The 18,290-nt window shown below is 42.6% G+C and carries 16 protein-coding genes; 2 read left to right on the top strand and 14 right to left on the bottom strand.

The annotated features are described in order from the left end of the window. Nucleotides 1-8: 8 nt before the first annotated feature. The 7 genes from Tanf_RS04275 to Tanf_RS04245 form a co-directional block, all read right to left on the bottom strand. On the bottom strand, nucleotides 9-449 hold the full coding sequence (locus tag Tanf_RS04275) for a nucleoside deaminase (protein WP_046825007.1): 441 nt from the start codon (nucleotides 447-449) through the stop codon (nucleotides 9-11). Continuing rightward, complete coding sequence (locus tag Tanf_RS04270; RefSeq protein ID WP_046825006.1) at nucleotides 449-676, bottom strand: hypothetical protein; 228 nt, start codon at nucleotides 674-676, stop codon at nucleotides 449-451. Before Tanf_RS04270 ends, Tanf_RS04275 begins: the two co-directional genes overlap by 1 nt. Nucleotides 677-706: 30 nt before the next feature. Continuing rightward, entirely contained in the window at nucleotides 707-1,288 is a 582-nt protein-coding gene (locus tag Tanf_RS04265; RefSeq protein ID WP_046825005.1) for a hypothetical protein, read from the bottom strand. A 238-nt stretch (nucleotides 1,289-1,526) separates the two neighbouring features. Next, a complete protein-coding gene (locus Tanf_RS04260; protein WP_140230699.1) occupies nucleotides 1,527-1,988 on the bottom strand; it encodes a hypothetical protein in 462 nt (153 codons plus the stop codon). A 31-nt stretch (nucleotides 1,989-2,019) separates the two neighbouring features. Further along, on the bottom strand, nucleotides 2,020-2,829 hold the full coding sequence (locus Tanf_RS04255) for a hypothetical protein (RefSeq protein ID WP_046825003.1): 810 nt from the start codon (nucleotides 2,827-2,829) through the stop codon (nucleotides 2,020-2,022). A gap of 105 nt (nucleotides 2,830-2,934) precedes the next feature. Then, nucleotides 2,935-3,339: a barstar family protein gene (locus Tanf_RS04250; protein ID WP_080948545.1), complete on the bottom strand. Its 405-nt coding sequence runs from the start codon at nucleotides 3,337-3,339 to the stop codon at nucleotides 2,935-2,937. 242 nt (nucleotides 3,340-3,581) lie between these two features. After that, complete coding sequence (locus Tanf_RS04245) at nucleotides 3,582-4,052, bottom strand: DUF8192 domain-containing protein (protein WP_046825001.1); 471 nt, start codon at nucleotides 4,050-4,052, stop codon at nucleotides 3,582-3,584. A 119-nt stretch (nucleotides 4,053-4,171) separates the two neighbouring features. On the opposite strand from Tanf_RS04245, the gene Tanf_RS04240 reads away from it, so the two are divergent. Then, the gene (locus Tanf_RS04240) at nucleotides 4,172-5,293 is read left to right on the top strand and encodes an IS4 family transposase (RefSeq protein WP_046825000.1); all 1,122 of its coding nucleotides are present in this window, start codon (nucleotides 4,172-4,174) and stop codon (nucleotides 5,291-5,293) included. A 489-nt stretch (nucleotides 5,294-5,782) separates the two neighbouring features. On the opposite strand, the gene Tanf_RS04235 is transcribed toward Tanf_RS04240, so the two are convergent. The 5 genes from Tanf_RS04235 to Tanf_RS04215 form a co-directional block, all read right to left on the bottom strand. Continuing rightward, nucleotides 5,783-6,193 (bottom strand): DUF8192 domain-containing protein, encoded by a 411-nt coding sequence (locus Tanf_RS04235; protein ID WP_052448994.1) that lies wholly within the window; start codon nucleotides 6,191-6,193, stop codon nucleotides 5,783-5,785. Nucleotides 6,194-6,258: 65 nt separating this feature from the next. Beyond that, nucleotides 6,259-12,342 carry an FG-GAP-like repeat-containing protein gene (locus tag Tanf_RS04230; protein WP_080948544.1) on the bottom strand — a complete coding sequence of 2,028 codons (6,084 nt, stop codon included), beginning with the start codon at nucleotides 12,340-12,342 and terminating at the stop codon, nucleotides 6,259-6,261. A gap of 60 nt (nucleotides 12,343-12,402) precedes the next feature. Then, a complete protein-coding gene (locus Tanf_RS04225; RefSeq protein WP_140230698.1) occupies nucleotides 12,403-12,876 on the bottom strand; it encodes a hypothetical protein in 474 nt (157 codons plus the stop codon). A 21-nt stretch (nucleotides 12,877-12,897) separates the two neighbouring features. Further along, nucleotides 12,898-14,118 (bottom strand): tail fiber domain-containing protein, encoded by a 1,221-nt coding sequence (locus Tanf_RS04220; protein ID WP_046824998.1) that lies wholly within the window; start codon nucleotides 14,116-14,118, stop codon nucleotides 12,898-12,900. A 136-nt stretch (nucleotides 14,119-14,254) separates the two neighbouring features. Then, nucleotides 14,255-15,043 (bottom strand): hypothetical protein, encoded by a 789-nt coding sequence (locus tag Tanf_RS04215; RefSeq protein ID WP_140230697.1) that lies wholly within the window; start codon nucleotides 15,041-15,043, stop codon nucleotides 14,255-14,257. 225 nt (nucleotides 15,044-15,268) lie between these two features. Here Tanf_RS04215 and Tanf_RS04210 point away from each other — a divergent pair, with 225 nt between their 5' ends. After that, nucleotides 15,269-16,561, top strand: coding sequence for a replication-associated recombination protein A (locus tag Tanf_RS04210; RefSeq protein WP_046824996.1), 1,293 nt, complete (start codon nucleotides 15,269-15,271; stop codon nucleotides 16,559-16,561). Between the two features lie 6 nt (nucleotides 16,562-16,567). Here Tanf_RS04210 and ispF read toward each other — a convergent pair whose 3' ends face one another. Together ispF and porV are read right to left on the bottom strand one after the other, a co-directional pair. Beyond that, nucleotides 16,568-17,044, bottom strand: a complete 477-nt coding sequence (gene ispF, locus Tanf_RS04205) for a 2-C-methyl-D-erythritol 2,4-cyclodiphosphate synthase (protein WP_046824995.1) — start codon at nucleotides 17,042-17,044, stop codon at nucleotides 16,568-16,570. Nucleotides 17,045-17,071: 27 nt separating this feature from the next. Beyond that, nucleotides 17,072-18,250 (bottom strand): type IX secretion system outer membrane channel protein PorV, encoded by a 1,179-nt coding sequence (gene porV / locus Tanf_RS04200; RefSeq protein WP_041590792.1) that lies wholly within the window; start codon nucleotides 18,248-18,250, stop codon nucleotides 17,072-17,074. Nucleotides 18,251-18,290: the final 40 nt, after the last annotated feature.

Here is an 18,290-nt window from a genome sequence, read left to right as displayed (position 1 = left end):
GGGAAACGTTATCGGCGCTTACGGAAGAAGGCTTGCATCTCGGCTGCACATTCTTCTTCCAGAACTCCGCCGCGCACTTCCGTTTTGGGATGGAAAGCCTGCGGAGCATAGCGTGAAAAGCCGCGCTTCTCGTCCGGCGCGCCGTAAACGACTACGGCCAGTTGCGCCCATCCGATGGCTCCCGCACACATCACACACGGCTCGACGGTCACATACAGCCGGCAATCCGTCAGGTACTTCGCGCCTAACGCCGACGTTGCCGACGTTACGGCAAGCATCTCGGCGTGCGCCGTCGGGTCGTTCAGTCGTTCCGTCTGATTGTGGGCACGCGCAATGATCCGGTCGCCGCAAACAATCACGGCTCCCACCGGCACCTCTCCTTCCGAGGCCGCCTCGCGCGCTTCGAGCAGCGCCTGCTTCATAAAATACACGTCATCGAACAAGTTCATTACCGGCGCATTTCGTTTTCGTTGAAAAGCGTCGGATAATCTTCTTCCATCACACGGAGGACATGGCTCAGAATCGTCTTCCGATACCAGTTCGATTTGTTCGTAATCTTGTATTTCGACAGATGACGTTCCACGGCCTTATACTCGTCTTCGTTGAGCAAAAACGAAATACGGTGTGTCCGATGATTCTTTTCGTGCGTTTCTGTTTCTTTACGACGCGTTTTCATTCGGGCAAAGATAGAAAGAATCGGGCATTATCACAAAGACGCGTCGAGCCATTTTTCGAAAGCTTCTTCCTCAGCAGGAGCCTGATCGACAAAAGACGGGTCCATGTGCATCAGGAAATGCCAATCGCCGCCTTCGTTGTTTTGGTAGACGATCGCTTCGCCGTCTTCCGAACCATGAAACGAACGGTCTACCCGATAGCCTCGCTTTTCAAGAAGCGTTTTCACCCGCCGGAACGTGTCTTCCCTTTTGGTGATATACGCTTTCAACTCATGATTTCCTACGACGTACGCATCGACAAGCGTCTGACTGTCTACAAGTCCCTGACCGGGTTGATCGAGAGAAGGAATCTCGCGCCAGATAATCTCCACATCGTCTTCGTCGCGGAACATAAACTTCGTAATCGGCACACGGTTTCCGTTATACGAAAGTTCCATATAATCAGGCAATCCCGAAGGGCTGAAAGCCTCGTATTCCCATCGCGCATCGTCCGATACCTCTTCCCACCTCCGATAATCGGGGATGGATTGCACAAATTTTCGCCCATCCTCTATCCGTTCAAACAACGCCAACGGCGTTTCGTCGTTATTCTGAATCAATACAAGCAAATACATCTTATCCGTCTTTTTTTGATGACGCAAAAATAGAAATAAATTTCTCAAACGCTATGTTATATACACGAAATGAAACTCTTTTCTCGATAGATACATCACCAAGACCAAGGCGAATATTTATATTTGATGTTGATACTATCTAAAAGCATTCAGAAATATTGTTCTTAAATGAAGACTGGTTAAACGAGTGAATTTATAACTTAAGGATAATCCACACATCTCTATATCACTGGAAGGCCTAATCTTTTTTAAAGACCAATCTCTTTTCATTACCTTCATTTCCTATTGCTTGATAACAATACCAAGGTTTATTTAATCCGAAAAACACTTGTCTTTCGATAAATAACTCTTCACCGTGCAATTGTTTTTTATACGTATTATCTCTATGGTCAAAATATATATTGCAATCTATTTCCGGCTCATAAAAAATAAGTTCTAATCTAAAAGTCTTACTAAACTTAATTACTCTCCAAATACCTTTTCCATCTATTCTTTTGGTTTTATCATCAACTGTATTAATAATAAAATTCTTAGCAATAAAAGAACTATCAGACTTTATATATAATTCCGTTTCATAATCGGACGAAGTCCATTTACCTATAAAATACTCTCTATATGGCTCTTTGCATGCAGATATCAAAAAGAGTATTAGCATAAAACATAGTGTATAAATAATTACCAGCGGATTGTCTTGCTTCATATGCATATTTGTTTTATTGACGACACCGAATTTAAAAGGTAATTGTTATTTTATTAGAGTAAAAATTGCCGGAATATAATGTATACCCACCCACGATTCGAGGTAATAAGGCCTTTCCTTCAACGTATTGCGATTGATGACTGTCCCAAATCGGAGCAGTATAGACATAGGGCGGCAAATGTGGACGTACATAGAAAGTAAAAGAGCCTTTTAACAATTTAAATCCGATAAGGTTATACGTATCCGTACAGCTCTCTCCCGGTTTCAAAAAAACAAATTTGTCTTTATACTTAGTTAATATGACCTCCGGCGCCATATCCGATATCGTGTAATACAATTTGAACTCGTCGCGAGCATCCATTGGCTTGTAATTCTCACGATATATATATTCATAAATATTCTGCAATGCAGAGTTTATCATGTCAATTTCGTGTTCAACTTCTATATTACATGTGTCATTTATAGCAATCCAGCCTTTAGAAAATAAATTACCTCCAATTTCTACTTTGTAATGTTCACCTGTGCAATCACCATGCATTTTTGCCCTTTTGAAATAATTAGGATTCAAAAATTCTTCAATTGGGTATTGTAATAACCCAGCTACAGGTAAAGAGGGTAATCCATAACGACCATCTGAGACTTTCTGAAAATAAAAACTCGTATCCGATATATTTCTATACGTGATCATTAGTTCTGGAAAGTATATGATCGAATCTTTTTTGAAAATATCGTATCCTTTGACCCATTTTGCCGATAATTCAATACTTACACCCTGGGATGATACAAGTGCATTAAAGCCTAAAAACATGCACAAACCAATATATAACCTTATCGCTTTCATATTAAAATGGATAAATAAAAATGCATCGTTTCAACGCACAAATGCAACACTTGAACGCAAATTAAAGAAAAAGATTTCATTCATTAGTTGAAACCACACCGCTATCTATCCAAAACGAGAATTTATATTTCTCAGAATTCCTTGAATAATACTTTTGTATTCAATAGGAAAATAGACCTTAAACTCTAAGATATCGGGATGTTTTGCCCAAAATTCACACACATCGTATAGTACAGAAATATAGATTTTAAAATCTTTTTCTCCTAGCTGAGGAAGTTTCTTATGAATGACAATAATCTTTTTTTCTAACAACCAAGCATCTAAATAACACAAAGAATCCGTCAACGCATCCCAATTAAATCCAAAATAATCGGGGAACTTAAAAGATTGATAATATAGACTGAGAATCTCCGTCTTATTTTTTATATCATCCACATACATAGAACAAGAATTACTTGAGTCAATTTCAGAAAGGCAGCTGTGGTACAAAAAGTATTCATTTTTCTTCATTATATTTCAAGGCTTAAATCGAATAAAAGTTTTAAATGATCAGGAGAATAATACCATTCATTACCTCCTCAACTATACGTTGCGCCCCTGGTCCCCTAATTCCTGGAGCAGGATGAAAAAACCGTAGGTGGAATTCAAGAACATGCCCCCGGGTATCGATTGAGACTTTATCCCTTCGGAACAAAAGATAGAGAAGTGTTTTCTCTTCCTTTGTCCGAAAAAATCAATGCCTGCCAATTCTGTTAATAGTTGCATTTGCTACTTGAATTTACGCCGTTCAATCTCTTAATTACATCTTTTGCAGAAAGCAATCTTTTACTTGAAGAAACAATAACAGCATCATATACAACCTGCTTTACTTCATCGTCATTAAAAATTATCAACTGAACCGAACCCGCAGGAAAAAAACCTTTTATTTCTATAAAATATTTTTCTTTATTAAAGAAATCTTTCTTTGTACTCTTTATTGTACCTGCATTACCTTTGAAAAACGCTACTTTTTTACTACAAAAATCAAATGAACCTTTGTCTTTTTGAAAACGACAATTCAAATACTTGCTTTCGCAAACATTCAGTGTAGACACAGCATCCTTTCCCACTTCTGTAAGACAATCCAAAATGTCTTTGGATATATTTTCCATCAACTTTTCTTGCCCCACTAAGAAATTATTAAAAATCAAAGACATACATAATATTAAAAACAATTGTTTCATTCTTTTACTGATTTAAGAAATCACTACTGACCGACAAAAGTTTAGAATAAAAATAAGGGGCTCCACCGAAGCATTGCCCCCAAAGTTGTAAATTTGTATTGCCACGCAAATTCTCAACTATGGGCAAAGATAATACAAAGAATTTAGTCGGTCAGCCGCTTTTCAAACAAATCGTAAAAATGCTTCCCCGTGAGCAGTTTGACATCTTGGTACGACAATGCGGCAGCGACCGTTATTATAAGGCATTCTTTTCGTGGGATCAACTTATCGTGATGTTGTTCGGGATATTTTCCCGCTGCGATTCTATGGGCGAAGTCTGCGACGGTATGCGGGTGCTGGAAGGCAAGCTGAACTATCTGAACATGGATTGTGCACCGGCGAAGAGTACGGCGGGTGACGCCTTGCGCGAGAGGAGTGAAGAGCTTTTCAGGTTGTATTACTTTGCTTTGATAGCCTATTTCCGTCCGCTTTTGTCGGTCAGCCGGAAAAAGGACGTGGGTTTCGAGGAGTTTTACGCCTTTGACTCCTCTACGGTGACCTTGTTTTCGGACGTCATGAAAGGTGTGGGGCGCAACCCCAAAGACGACGGGAAGAAGAAAGGCGGGCTGAAAGTCCACATGCTGACCGACGTACACGCCGACACGGCCGTTTTCGCCACCATCAGCGAGGCGAAAATGCATGACAAGAAGTTTCTGTCCCACCTGAATCCGTCGAAAGGCAGCATGCCGGTCTTCGACAAGGCGTACAATTTCTATTGTCAGTTCTCCGACCAGACAAAAGAGGGGGTCAACTTTGTCTGCCGGTTGAAAGACAATGCCAAATCTCAATTACAGGAAGTCTTGTTCGAGAAGAAACTCAAAAAAGAAGAATCCGGTGTTTACAAAATAGAACATATCCACCTGGATTATAAACGGGGAAAGAAAAAAGAGACTCTTTGTCTGCGTTTGGTTTATTACAAGGACGAGAAAGGCAGGAAATACAAGTTTATCACCAACAACTGGGAGATAGCGCCCGAAGAAGTCGCTTTGATTTACAAATACAGGTGGACTATAGAGCTGACATTCAAAAAAACTGAAACAAAACTTTCAACTGCACTTCTTCTACTCGGAAACGGAAAACGGGATAAAGACACAGGTCTGGTGCACGCTGATTGCCCATTTGCTGTTAAACGTGGTGCGAGTCTTGTCCGGGGAGCAAAAAGGCGTTTTCAACCATTGCAGCATTGGTGCGGATACACTTGATTAGTCACTTGGATTTAATTTGGGTGGTGACAGAAGGACGTAAAGCCTACTCCAAACGTACTAAAAGTAAAAATAAAAGCCCTTCGAATGTTCAATTATCTTTATTTTAGAGGGAGGTAGCTTTTGAAAATAGAAAAAACAAAACAATAAATATTTGCATATTAACTATTTAAAAATAAAAGCCGATGAATTTTGATTTTAGTCGGTTAATAGTGAATAAAAATATATCGTTTCAACGCACAAATGCAATACTTGAATGCAAATTTAAAAAAAAGTTGCATTCATTAGTTGAAACCACAACCTCGCCGCTGCGGGATAGCCATTGGCATTTTCTATGATGTATTTGTTTACCTTTACATATTGTTTTGTTTTTTGAATAGGATAAAGGCAGGGAAAAACTCCCTGCCTTTATGCCTTGATTTAAAAAATCAATCTTATTTGTCAATTTATTATGGTAACAACTCCCGATTTAAATCATTCCATTATCACTTAATGTTTCCCTTTAAGCCTTCTAACAACCTCTTCTATCGTAAGTAATTTTTTATTCCAATATACAATCGCAGCATCATACCCTCCACTCTCGGCTTTTTGTTGGGCATTAAAAATGTATAATGTACCAATACTTGGGGAATAATTACACTTCAATCTATCTCTTTCGATTATAAAATACCGTACCTTATTGCTTTCTGTTTTGCCAAGACTACCTGTAAAAAAAGCCACTTTTTTACCTGATAAATTAAACTCCTTGTCTGGCACCTGATAAAGAGCATTGAAATATTCTCCCTCTAATTCTGTAAGCAATGGATTGTCATCTATCCCCATTTTATTAATATTATTTAACACACAGTCGGGGATATTTTTAAAACTCCTCTGCTGCATATGGTAAACTTGTGCTAACATATTAGGCCTTATTATCAACAACAAAAAACATAGAGATACGATACATTTTTTCATTGAGTACATAACTAACGATTAAAAAAATGATTAAAAGACCAAGGTCTAATTCCGTTACCCCATAAATACATTTGAGCATGAAGTAAATACGGGTGTATACCTATATTAAAAACGCCTGACGCATTAAGTGCTAATGACGTGTGAGTCACACAGCTACTTAGTTCTAAACTATACACAAGTTTACCCGTATTTTCCATTTTGTTAAGCCAATTAGAATAGCGATTAATTGTATTATAATTAACATCAAGTGATTGCATCCATCTTGAGTTCTCTTTTGCTGAATAAGTTGACCATTTATTAGTTCCTTTCATCCAGTGCCACGAACCATCTGGTTGACTAACTCTATCAGGTCCCACTGATATTAATCCATTTATATCTGTTTTGCCCTTGATGCCTGTTCTTGTATCGTGTTTGACAATAGCAGAATGACCTATCGCATCTGAATTTTCAGTAACCAAATCAACTTTTTGAGGTTTAAAGCCAATTAATATATCACTCAAATTCGCCATTGCCCCTAATCCATATCCCAAGTTTTCATACCACTTGTTGCCTTTTTTGCCGAGATGACCAAAAGAACCATTCGTAAAATCATAAGAGGCAACACCTAAACTCATTGAAACTGGTGTTTGCCCTCCTGTGTAAATATGCGTGCCAACAGAATTTACAAACGAAGCAGATATTATTCCCGCTGTGTTTGCCATTGGCATACCCGAAATTGAGACTGCCCAACCGAGAGAACCACTTATACCGCCTACAACAGCACCACCAAGCATGTAGCCCCAAGTTTTACCTGAGTTGTAATCCCATTTTACAGGGTTATATTGACCTTCGTTAGCAATAACCCCTCCACTATAAGCACCTATCACTGCCCCCACAATAACAGGGACGAACCAGGCTATTTCTCCATCTTGATCCACATACACCAGCGGATTGTTTAAACAATACGAGTACCGGTTGAAGCTTTGGGTGAAGTCCGGCATCTGCACGTATGGGTCGGGACTAAGAAAGCGGCCGAGAACGGGATCATATAAACGGGCGTTCATATTGATCAACCCGAACATCGAAAGATGTTCATGACCCGTATAACCGCGACCAAGCATTAATTCCGTCTCGTTGTCGGGAAGATAGACGGCATGCGTCTCCGGATTACGCAAACGTCCCCACGCATCATAACTCAGCTCCTGAACAACCGTACCGTTGCTCGCTACAAGATGAGTCATATTACCAAGATAATCGCGACAGATATAATAAAGCGCCCAACCGTTTCCCGTATTCATATACACGGCCGGAGCCGTATAAGCGTCCCCACCGATATAAAGCCGGTGCTTTTGAGAATTCCCCATAACGTCCGTTTCGTAACGGCCGCCAAGGTAGTAACGCGTATAGAACGGTTTACCCCCTTTCTTTACCGTCATCTTTTGGCGATCGCCCGAGGCATTATATATAAACGAGGCTTCGTAGCCGTTTTCGGTAATGACGGACGGTCGATCAAATGAAGTATATCTTATCGTCTGCTCTCTCGGAGGGATTACTTTATTTGTGCCTATATCCGCACCGGAGAGGGCGTACGGCTTATACGGCGTCTGATAATGAAATGTACCCACATCGCCTTTTTTCGTAATATTCCCTTTCGGGTCATAATCCATAACGATGCCTCCATACGTTTTCAGACGATTCAGATTGTCGTACGTAAAGTTTTCCTGTTTGTTCCTCCGGTTATCTTTCCGATAAGTCAGATTCCCCCTCGCCGCATCAAAACCATAGGTGGAATTCAAGAACGTACCCCCGGCTGTCGATTGAGCGGTCCGGCCCGTCGGAATCCCATAGACATCGTACGTATAAGTACGCGTTACCGGCCCTGTCGTAACCGACAAAGGCTGGCTGAACGGATTTTCCGCATTGAGTGTCCATACAGGGCTGCTTCCCCAGCGGATACCGTTCATATGGCCATGCGAGTAGGTATATGCTTCCGTACCGATAGCCCCCGACTGTGATGCGTAACGAACAGACGCAAGATTCCCTGCGGCATACGTATATGTTTTTTCAAGCCATTTACCGTCGGGGACATTATTGCGCTCTTTGGCCAATCTTCCGTAACTGTCATATTCGTATACGGATGATATTCCGTTGTTTGAAGTCTCCGTCGTCAGTTGTCCATAGCCGTTATATGCATACGAAGTAGTAAACTCGGGTAACACCTTCGACGTAAGCCTCCCATATACGTCATAACTCATCGTCTTGACACGATTGTCGGCATCCGTTTCGCGTTGAAGATTGCCTGAAGCATCGTAAGCGAAGGTGCGATTACCGGCGCTCGGATCATGTATGGCTGTCTGTCGCCCGTAAGCGTCATAAGAAAAGGTTGTTTTAACATTTCCCGGAGCTGTGATCGTTACCGGCTGGCCATCGGGACGCAACGTATAAGTAATGGTACCGGCAGGATCCGTAACACTGACCTGTTCACCCATTGCATTATAGACACTTTTATGAGATATCCCGTTTTTTGTTTCCGTAATACTGTTTCCGGCATACGTATAAGTCGTCGTTTTTCCGGAAGCATGGGTCTGTTGGGAAAGTCGGCCGTAGCCGTCGTATCCATAAGTATTCCATTTTGAAGCGGCACCTCCTTTAAAAGGCAATGATTCCTGGGAGACACGGCCGGCATTGTCATATTTCGTATCCGTACATACGTCTTGTCCATCCGTTTGCCGGATGCACTCTCTTACTTTTCTTCCGAAGGCATCGAAATATATTTTTCGTTCCGGTTTTCCCGTGAGCGTCTCCGTCATGCCATACACGCTGTTTACAACAGCATTTTCCCATGAATAAACAACCGACGACTGGGTTTGATCCGGATAGACGGTTTTTACCAATCTTCCCATACCATCATATTCATACGCAGTCGTAGTATTCAGAAAATCTTTTGTTGAAGCAAGCTGCCCCGACGAATTGTAGGTATGAGTCGTGACTCTCGACAACGGGTCGATGGTTCTAAGCATATACAGACCGTCGGACGAGTATTCCGTCCTGGTTGTCAATACATGAGGCGATGCATAGGCACGTGTCGAATGCGTAATCATATTTCCGTATCTGTCATAATCAAAAACATCTTCTGATGTCTGTTTGTTCCCATCCCCTGTAAAATTGACTATTTTCTGGGGCAAATATCCGGCATTATACGTAAATACCTGCTTGTCTATCCATGTTCCCGTTCCCTTGGTTACTCTCTTTTCTACAGATTGAGGCAGACCGATTATCCACAGGTTCTCTGCTTCACGGTTAATATAAGATGCGGTGACCGTTTCAGTCACATCATTTCCATGGCGTGTAACAATGCTTAACGGGTTAGCCCATGTATCGATTTGAGTGCATTCAGCAGTCTTCACTACTCCTGTCAGATGATCGGTGGTTGTACTTTTCCGCACATAGGGGACAACTCGTTTGGAACCATTATAGACATATGAATTTTCATACACCGAAGTAGAAATTTTCATCCCGGAACGTGTCATGATCTTCTGTTCCTTAATAAAAGGATAAAAATAATCCTTCTCGTATCCGTATGTAGTAATTACTTTTCGGTCTTTATTATCATCTATCGATTCCACTTCGCCGAATCCCAGAAATCCTTTTCCCTGCATATGGCTACGAGGGTCTTTATATCGATATCTTGTCGTTTCGGAATACCCTCCCGTACTCTGTGTGATATTGCTGACTACATATAGAGGGAATCGACTGTCGGTTACGGGAAAAGCTTCGTTATTTCCCGTGACGGTACAAACGGAATTACTTGTTATCGGGGCATATTGAAATGAAGTATATGCACCTAATCCATCCGAGATTGTTTCCACAAGCAGATTCTGAGGATCGGAAAAAGACCTGATAATGTAAGCATTCATATGACGGGCACAACAGAACTCCGAACTGCCATCCCCATCAAAATCAGCTACTTGAAACAGATAATTATCATATTCGATATTATTATATGATAAATAGACATCTTCAAGTCGTAAATTCGATGAGTGATAAGTGGTATGAAAGCCATTTCCGTGAAAAATCCCCACCTTCATTCTGACAGCATTATTTACGATCTCCATATGAAAAATATCCGATTTCCCATCTTTGTTAAAATCTGCCACAAATACTTTAGCCCGAATATCCGCATTTAAAACATCCTGTTTTACATATCCTTTCCCGGTTGAAAAAAGGATACTTACATCGTCATAATCTCCCTGGTGCCATCGCTGTATCAAGACATCCGTTTTACCATCTCCGTTAAAGTCGCCGAAATAAGGGAAATAGTAATTTTTTATCAGGGAGGTCCTGAATTCCGGCAATTCCACAAACTGCCGTTCATTCAACTCATAAACTTTAGCTCCATGCTTGTCGATGACTAATAATTCCGACTTTCCGTTTCCATTCAAATCACATATATATCTACTGTTCGGATAGTAATACTTAATATAATCCGATCCCCAGTCGGTAATGCCTCCCGAGGCAATCTCACGTCCTTCGCCATCATACACCTTCGAATTGTTTTTAATTAAAATATCATGCCTCCCATCCCCATCAAAATCTCCGACAAATGCTTCGTCTCCATGTGTATTAAAACCCTTATATTGATACACGAGCTTCTCTCCGTCAAACACATAATAGTTATAGCGTTCCGTTCCATTATCCGCTCTGGAAACATGAATGACATCCATCTTCTTATCGCCGTTCACGTCTGCCAACATAAAATATCGAAATTCTCCGAAAGCACGCATCGGGATCGTACATTTCTTGGCAAAATACGTTCCGCCAAGTCCGTGAAGCGATAAAAACAAGGTGGCTACATCTTCTTTCGGATTATCCGATAATTCTTCCGGATACGACAGAAAATCCATACGTCCATCGCCGTTAAAATCGGCAAACAGCGGCTTATTTCCTTTTCGATGTTCCGACAAAGTAACAATATCCTCATTTTTATATGGATCCGGATAACCATAATATATGCGGGTCGGATTATATCTCTGGCCATTTTGTCCGCTTTCAATAATTTCCGTCAGCTGGGTATAAAGACCGTTCTCGTACGTATTATAATTAAACTGATATTGCTTAAACTGCATCTGACCGATATAGGTAGATATATTTTTCAGAATTTTGTTGCTGTTTAATACCGCTCCTGCATAATATCCTGTTTGCTTATCTTTTCTTGTTTCGTATGAAAACCGAATACTGCGTCCGGATGCATATTCTATACGATTTAGATAAAACTCTCCGTTGTTTATTACTTCTTCATATTGATAAGAGATTACATTTCCTTGTTTATCAATCACTCGAGATAACAGCCAAAACAAAGCAGTACCATCCGAAGTTTCGATGTTTGAATCTGAAGTAACACCGAATTCTCTTATTGTTCCATCCTTACTTCTTACTGTAAATCCCTGGAATGAACCGATCATCTTATACGTAATATCTATCGTCGGATCATTTTCCAGCCTGTATTTAGCTCCGTTCATCAGATTCTGCCCGGAAATCAACATCAGCCTTTGTCCGTCCAACATCACGTTATCTTCATACGATAACGCAGGAGCTTTTGACATCCCATCATGATAGAATGTCTTACCACTGCGTGATATGACGGAAAATGCCGACAAATTCCACCCGTATCCCAATAAACCGACCCCCGATTGACTACTATACCGAACGGATACCTCAGGCTTAAATCCGGCAATACCCTCCGGAACTTCGATCGGAACACTATAATTAGCGGCTCCCGTGAGAGTAATTTCAGCCATACCGGCTGTTGAACCGACAGCCATACCTCTTGACAAGGGTGCAGGTGCAAAGGTTCTTTTCTCTTCCGGTGAATAGTTGTTTTCTAACCTGTTTTTTAATATCTTGTAATAGAAGGAGGGTAGTTGCCGAGCGTCTAACTCATTGGCATCACTTGTCTCATTGCGATAGTTTCCCCATATACGATATCCGGATGGATCATAATTGTCCGAAGAAGCCTCGTTCCCTGCCGCATAAACATTTGTCTTCTGTGCATAGCCTGTCACTCCAATGATAAGGCAGGTACATATTATCTCTATGGATATATTTATTATTCTCATATTCAATCTGATAAAATCAACGAATGAAAAGTTTTTTATAAATTTATTTCAACATGTCTTTCATCTGTTATGTTCATCTTCGGTTCTTTTCACAGAACCAAGACGACGAGCAACTCGATTACCGGATGCATCATACAAGTATTGAAAAGTTGAAGGTGTAGGCTGTGGGGGAGGAGGAGGATTTACTGCAGTACCAACATTCAGTACCCCTCCTTTCATCACATCAAAAACTCCATTGATAATTATTTCACCCGGCGCCATAAGAGATAAATTCCCCCCACTCAACACCCTCACATCACTAACTGTTAAATTACTACAGCCATATACGGTCTGGGAAGATGAAATCGTTTGATGGATGAAACTGTTAACACACGACCTGAGCTGTGTGAGAGTTGAACTGCTGTCCGCCTCTTGTTCCATCGTACGATCCTTTTCTATTTCTTTTTTTTGATTTTGCTGTGCCGATAATCGACAAACAATAAACATCAAAGAAATAAAGAATGTACACTTTCTTATAAATACCCTTATTTTCATGATCTTATCACTTTCGCGCGACTATTTCGTTAAAATCATCCGCTTCGTATCAACAAGTTTCCCCTCTGCAATCAGAGAATACAGATACATGCCCGGCCCTAATTTAAGCCCATCAAGAATAATTGAATGCTGATGACTGTTTATGGATATTTGGTTCACCATATGACCTTGCATATTGAAAATACAAATGGAAGCGCTACCCACATTTTCAGGTAATGAAAATCTGATCTCCGTATGGTCCGTAAATGGATTGGGAGTGTTTTGATATAGCATGGCATTAGAAACGTTCGCGATCTCGTCGGATGACATGGCAGACTTTAATCGTATGGAACCGGATGACAAACGATCCACTTCTGCCTTTAATTCTTTAATGGATTGTATCAGAAGAGGGATGATCTCAATGTAATTAACCGATAAATAACCGTTATCTTCTTCATAAACCAACTCGGGATATATTTTTTGCAACTCTTGAGCGGCCAACCCAAAATGTTTTTTCCGGAACATCAGAGAACGCTCATCAAATAAGCCTCGCCTACTCGATCTCAAGGTATCACTTTGTGGTTCAAAATAAACTTGTTTATAATTGTATGAGATCGGACGGAGAGCGGTGATCTTATCTAAAACGGAATACTGAGGCTTTCCCAAAGCAGAAACTATACCATTACTACCAATTTCTTCTATGTTTTGTTTATAACGAATATCCGAATTACCTGTTACCGTACCGATAATCGTTCCCGTAACTTTTACATTACCATTGAAATATCCGGCATATTTCCCGTCAATATAAATACCTCGAAGGGTACCGATTGTTCCCAAAACTCCCGTACCATTATTGCTCCCGTGCAGATTACCGATCACTCCATAATTATAACCGGGGGTTGCATTGGAGGCTGTACCGATAATTCCAATCGCTCGGCCTGAATTTGATGAAGAAGGACTTGATACGCCACAATCAATCCCTATATCTCCACGATCAGACGAAACCGCATTTCTGACCATAAGCGCCGTACCCCAATAGTTTAGATGATAAGGGCTCTTCCCATGACCATTGATAAACATCGTTACCATGTCACTCTCAAATACATTTCGAATATGAGGATAGCCCGGTGAGCCTACGACAAAATTAGAAACCGGTGCCTGAGTGATTCCAATACTCACCTTTCCGTCACGCGAAACTTTCAACTGTGCGAATAATGTTGAAGAAAACACACATAAAAACGTAATACCAAGAATCTTTTTCATCTTTTTACTTTTAATGATTGATCAATTTTCTGCAAATTTAATCCTGCATCATTCTCTCAACAAGAAAAAAACGTCACAAAAACGTCACATTTGCCTCCCGGGGAAGTGTGATTTTTTTGTGACAGTCGACATCACTTTAAAAGTCACGTATAAAATCACGTAAAGAGATCGATGATTTTGTTTTTTGACCGGTTATCTTTTTATATAATCGAACGTGATGCATGGACACACCGGATTCCGTCATAAAAAGTAAAGGCGCCATATTTTTTCTTCTAACTCCGATTTTAAGCAACAAACAGGCTCTGATATCACGCTCTTCAAGAGACGGAGCGGTCACTTTCAACCGATAAGTAAACCCGTTATACGTTTTATCGATGATTTGCGCAAGTGCCTTCCAATCCTCCTCTGTCGGTCTCCACTCTCCGGAATGATGGAATTTCGATAAAATCGGTTCATATACGACCTCATTTTCCATCTGTTGCCGTTTCATTTGTTCTTCTATTTCACGCAAACGTTTTCGGGCTCGCCTTTCACATTTCTTTAATTCTTTCAGCCATTCTCGCAATCGTTGGTGTCGCTCAATATATTTTACATGAATATGATTTAACCGACGATTTATTAAAGAAACTTTTATAACGATCATCGCAAAAATTAAAACAACAATCGTCATAATCAATCCCCAAACAAAATTTTGTCTGTTCTTCTTTACCAAGACGCTGTATTGTCTTCCGTAGTGATGAAATCGTTCTTCATCCGGATTCGCATGCATCGTACTCAAACGCAAAAAAGAAGTTTGCGGCGGTTTATCATCCGCCTCTTCAATACCCGACACAGCAACCGTACTTGCCGACAGCTGTATGACATTATCTCCCGACGGATGAAACATATCCCATTTTCTTTCATCAGCATATGTGCCGATAAACAAGAAAAGACACAAGAACGAGTAAATATTTATTTTGCTCATACTCCCAAAATGTATTTAACACGGTTTTCACTGCAAAGGTGACAAATAAATCAAGAAAAACAAATTTTACAGTTTAAATTGATAGTCATAACTTTTTTTATTCAAATGTAAGAAAAAGATTTTGTTCATGGCTGATTACCGATTGCTTTCTCTCCCTTTTCCCATTAATTTTCCTATCTTTGTGCCATGAGCCAGCCTTTAGCAGAACGGTTACGTCCCACGACGCTCGACGAATACATCGGTCAGAAGCACCTGACGGGCGAACGTGCGGCGCTACGACGGATGATCGAAGCCGGACGTGTGCCCTCGTTTATTCTTTGGGGACCGCCAGGTGTCGGCAAGACGACGCTGGCCAAGATCATTGCCAAGCGTCTTGAAGCACCTTTTTATACGCTCAGTGCGATCAGCTCGGGAGTGAAAGACGTGCGGGAAGTGATCGAAAAAGCGGGAAGCCATCCGTTGTTTCAGACAACCGTCTCCCCCATCCTGTTTATCGATGAGATCCATCGTTTCAGCAAGTCGCAGCAAGACTCACTTCTGAACGCGGTCGAGACGGGGGTCGTCACACTGATCGGTGCCACGACGGAGAATCCGTCGTTCGAGGTGATCCGCCCGCTCCTTTCGCGATGTCAGGTCTACGTACTCAAACCATTGGACGAAGACGACCTGCTGACGCTTCTGAATCGCGCCATTACGGACGATATCGTCCTCAAAGAAAAAAACATCGTCCTCCGTGAAACGGCTGCCCTCATCCGTTACTCCGGTGGCGACGCGCGCAAGCTGCTGAATATCCTCGAGCTTATTGTATCGGCTGAGGAAGACGGCCATACGATCGAGATTACGGATCAAAAAGTCGTGGAGCGTCTTCAGGAAAATCCTGCCGCTTACGACAAAGGGGGAGAGATGCATTACGATATTATTTCGGCGTTTATCAAATCGATCCGCGGCAGCGATCCGGATGCCGCTCTCTACTGGCTGGCGCGCATGGTGGCCGGGGGCGAAGATCCCGAATTTATTGCCCGCCGTCTGCTGATTTCTGCGGCCGAAGACATCGGGTTGGCTAATCCCAACGCATTGCTGCTGGCCAATGCATGCTTCGACGCGCTCAAAAAAATCGGTTGGCCCGAAGGACGCATCATACTAGCCGAGACAACCGTCTACCTGGCTTGCAGTGCAAAGAGTAACTCGGCTTACTTAGCCATCGATAAGGCGCTGGCGCTCGTCCATGAAACGGGCAACCTGCCGGTTCCGCTCCATTTGCGCAACGCTCCGACGAGCCTGATGAAAGAACTTGATTACGGAAAAAACTATAAGTACGCGCACGACTACGAAGGGAATTTCGTCAAACAGGATTTCCTGCCCGACGAGCTGCTTCGCACACGTATCTGGGAAGGGCAACCTAACGCCGCCGAAGATAAACTGATCGAGCGCATGAAGCGTCTCTGGGGCAAACGATACCCTTCTTCTGCCCAAGAATAAGGATTTCTACGCTTTGCGGGTGATCAGGGCTACGGCATAAGCTGCAATCCCTTCACATCGCCCTACGAAGCCTAATTTTTCCGATGTCGTCGCCTTGATGGAGAGGGCATCGGGTGCGACCCCCATCACGTCGGCCATGGTCTGTTGCATAGTGGGGATATGCGGGTTGAGTTTCGGCTGCTCCGCGGCGATTGTCGCGTCGATATTGCCCAGTTCATAACCGGCTTCGCGCAGCAACTCCATGGTACGACGAAGCAGGATTTTACTGTCGATGTCTTTGTATTCGCCCGCATGGTCGGGGAAGTGATAACCGATATCGCGCATATTGGCCGCGCCGAGCAGGGCGTCACAGACGGCGTGAATCAGCACGTCGGCATCGCTGTGTCCCAGCAATCCTGTGCTGTGTTCGATACGTACGCCACCGAGCCACAGTTCGCGCCCTTCGGCCAGCGCGTGTACATCATATCCGAATCCGATACGCATAGCTTTCAAACCATTGCAGGTTGAGGATTATTCAAAAAGGCTTTTCAATCCGTCCATATCGAACGAAAGGGAGAAGCGCAACGTCTGATCGAGCGGGTTGTTCTGTACGGTACTGATCAGATAAGCGGCATCGAGTTGAAATACGTTCATTTTGAAGCCGGCTCCCATCGAAAAATACTGGCGATTCCCTTTCATGGCGTTTTCGTAGTAATAACCGCCACGCACAAAGAACTGGTTGTTATAGCTGTATTCGGCGCCAAGCGAGACGTTGATCTCCTGCAATTCCTCATTGAATCCGCCCGGTGCATCGGAGAACGACTTGAACACGCCCGACAACGAATTCATGTCATTATAATCCTTCTGTCTCTGGCTGTACGCCTCGTCACTCTCTCCTTCTTTCTTTTGGGGTACGGTTGGGACAAGGTATTTATTCAAGTCAAGGTAAACCCCGAACTGATTGTATTCGTCGATCGGATAAAGCAGCCCCGTACCGATTTTCAGGTTTGCAGGCAGGAAGAACTGTTTGGCTCCTCCGTTGAACGACACTTTGGAACCGATATTCGAGATATTATATCCCAAGCTCCAAAGGCTCTCGCTTTCTCCAAGGTACACATACTTCTCCATATAGCCGGACACATCGACGGCTACGGCATTGGCAGCCTGCATGTCTTGTTCGGCGTCGGCGCCCAGATCGGAACGGATATAACGCAGGGAGACAGCCATCGAGTAGGCATCCGAGAGCTTCATCCCGTAACTTAAGTCGAACGCCATCTCATACGGATTGATATTCATCAACTCCTTGCCGACGTAATCGGTGAGAGGGATGGCGCCGAGCGAAAAGTAACGGAGCGAGGCGCCGATAGCCGATCGATCGTTCTGTCCCGGTTTATAATATCCCGCAGCATGCGCCATATAGACATCTCTGACTAACTTACGCAGCCACGGCGTATAAGAGATGGCCACTCCCGCCTTGCTTTCCATAAACGCATACTTCGAAGCGTTCCAGAATTGCGAGTTGATATCCGGAAGCGTAGCCGCCCCGTTATCGCCCATACTTCCTCCGCGAGCGTCAGGCGCAATCGAAAGCGACGGAATGGCCGTATGAATCGGGCTGAATTGCTGGTACTTGTCGTCTTCCGCATATACCGAGGCGGTCATCATACTTATGATCAGCAGCATCAGGCTGCTTTTGCTAAAAATCTTCATATATACATCAAATCAAATTCGTACCTATATAAACTCCGTT

The organism is Tannerella forsythia, from assembly GCF_001006485.1.
GTDB lineage: Bacteria > Bacteroidota > Bacteroidia > Bacteroidales > Tannerellaceae > Tannerella > Tannerella forsythia.
Note: the sequence above shows the minus strand (reverse complement) of the source record. Positions and strands in the feature narration are given on the sequence as shown.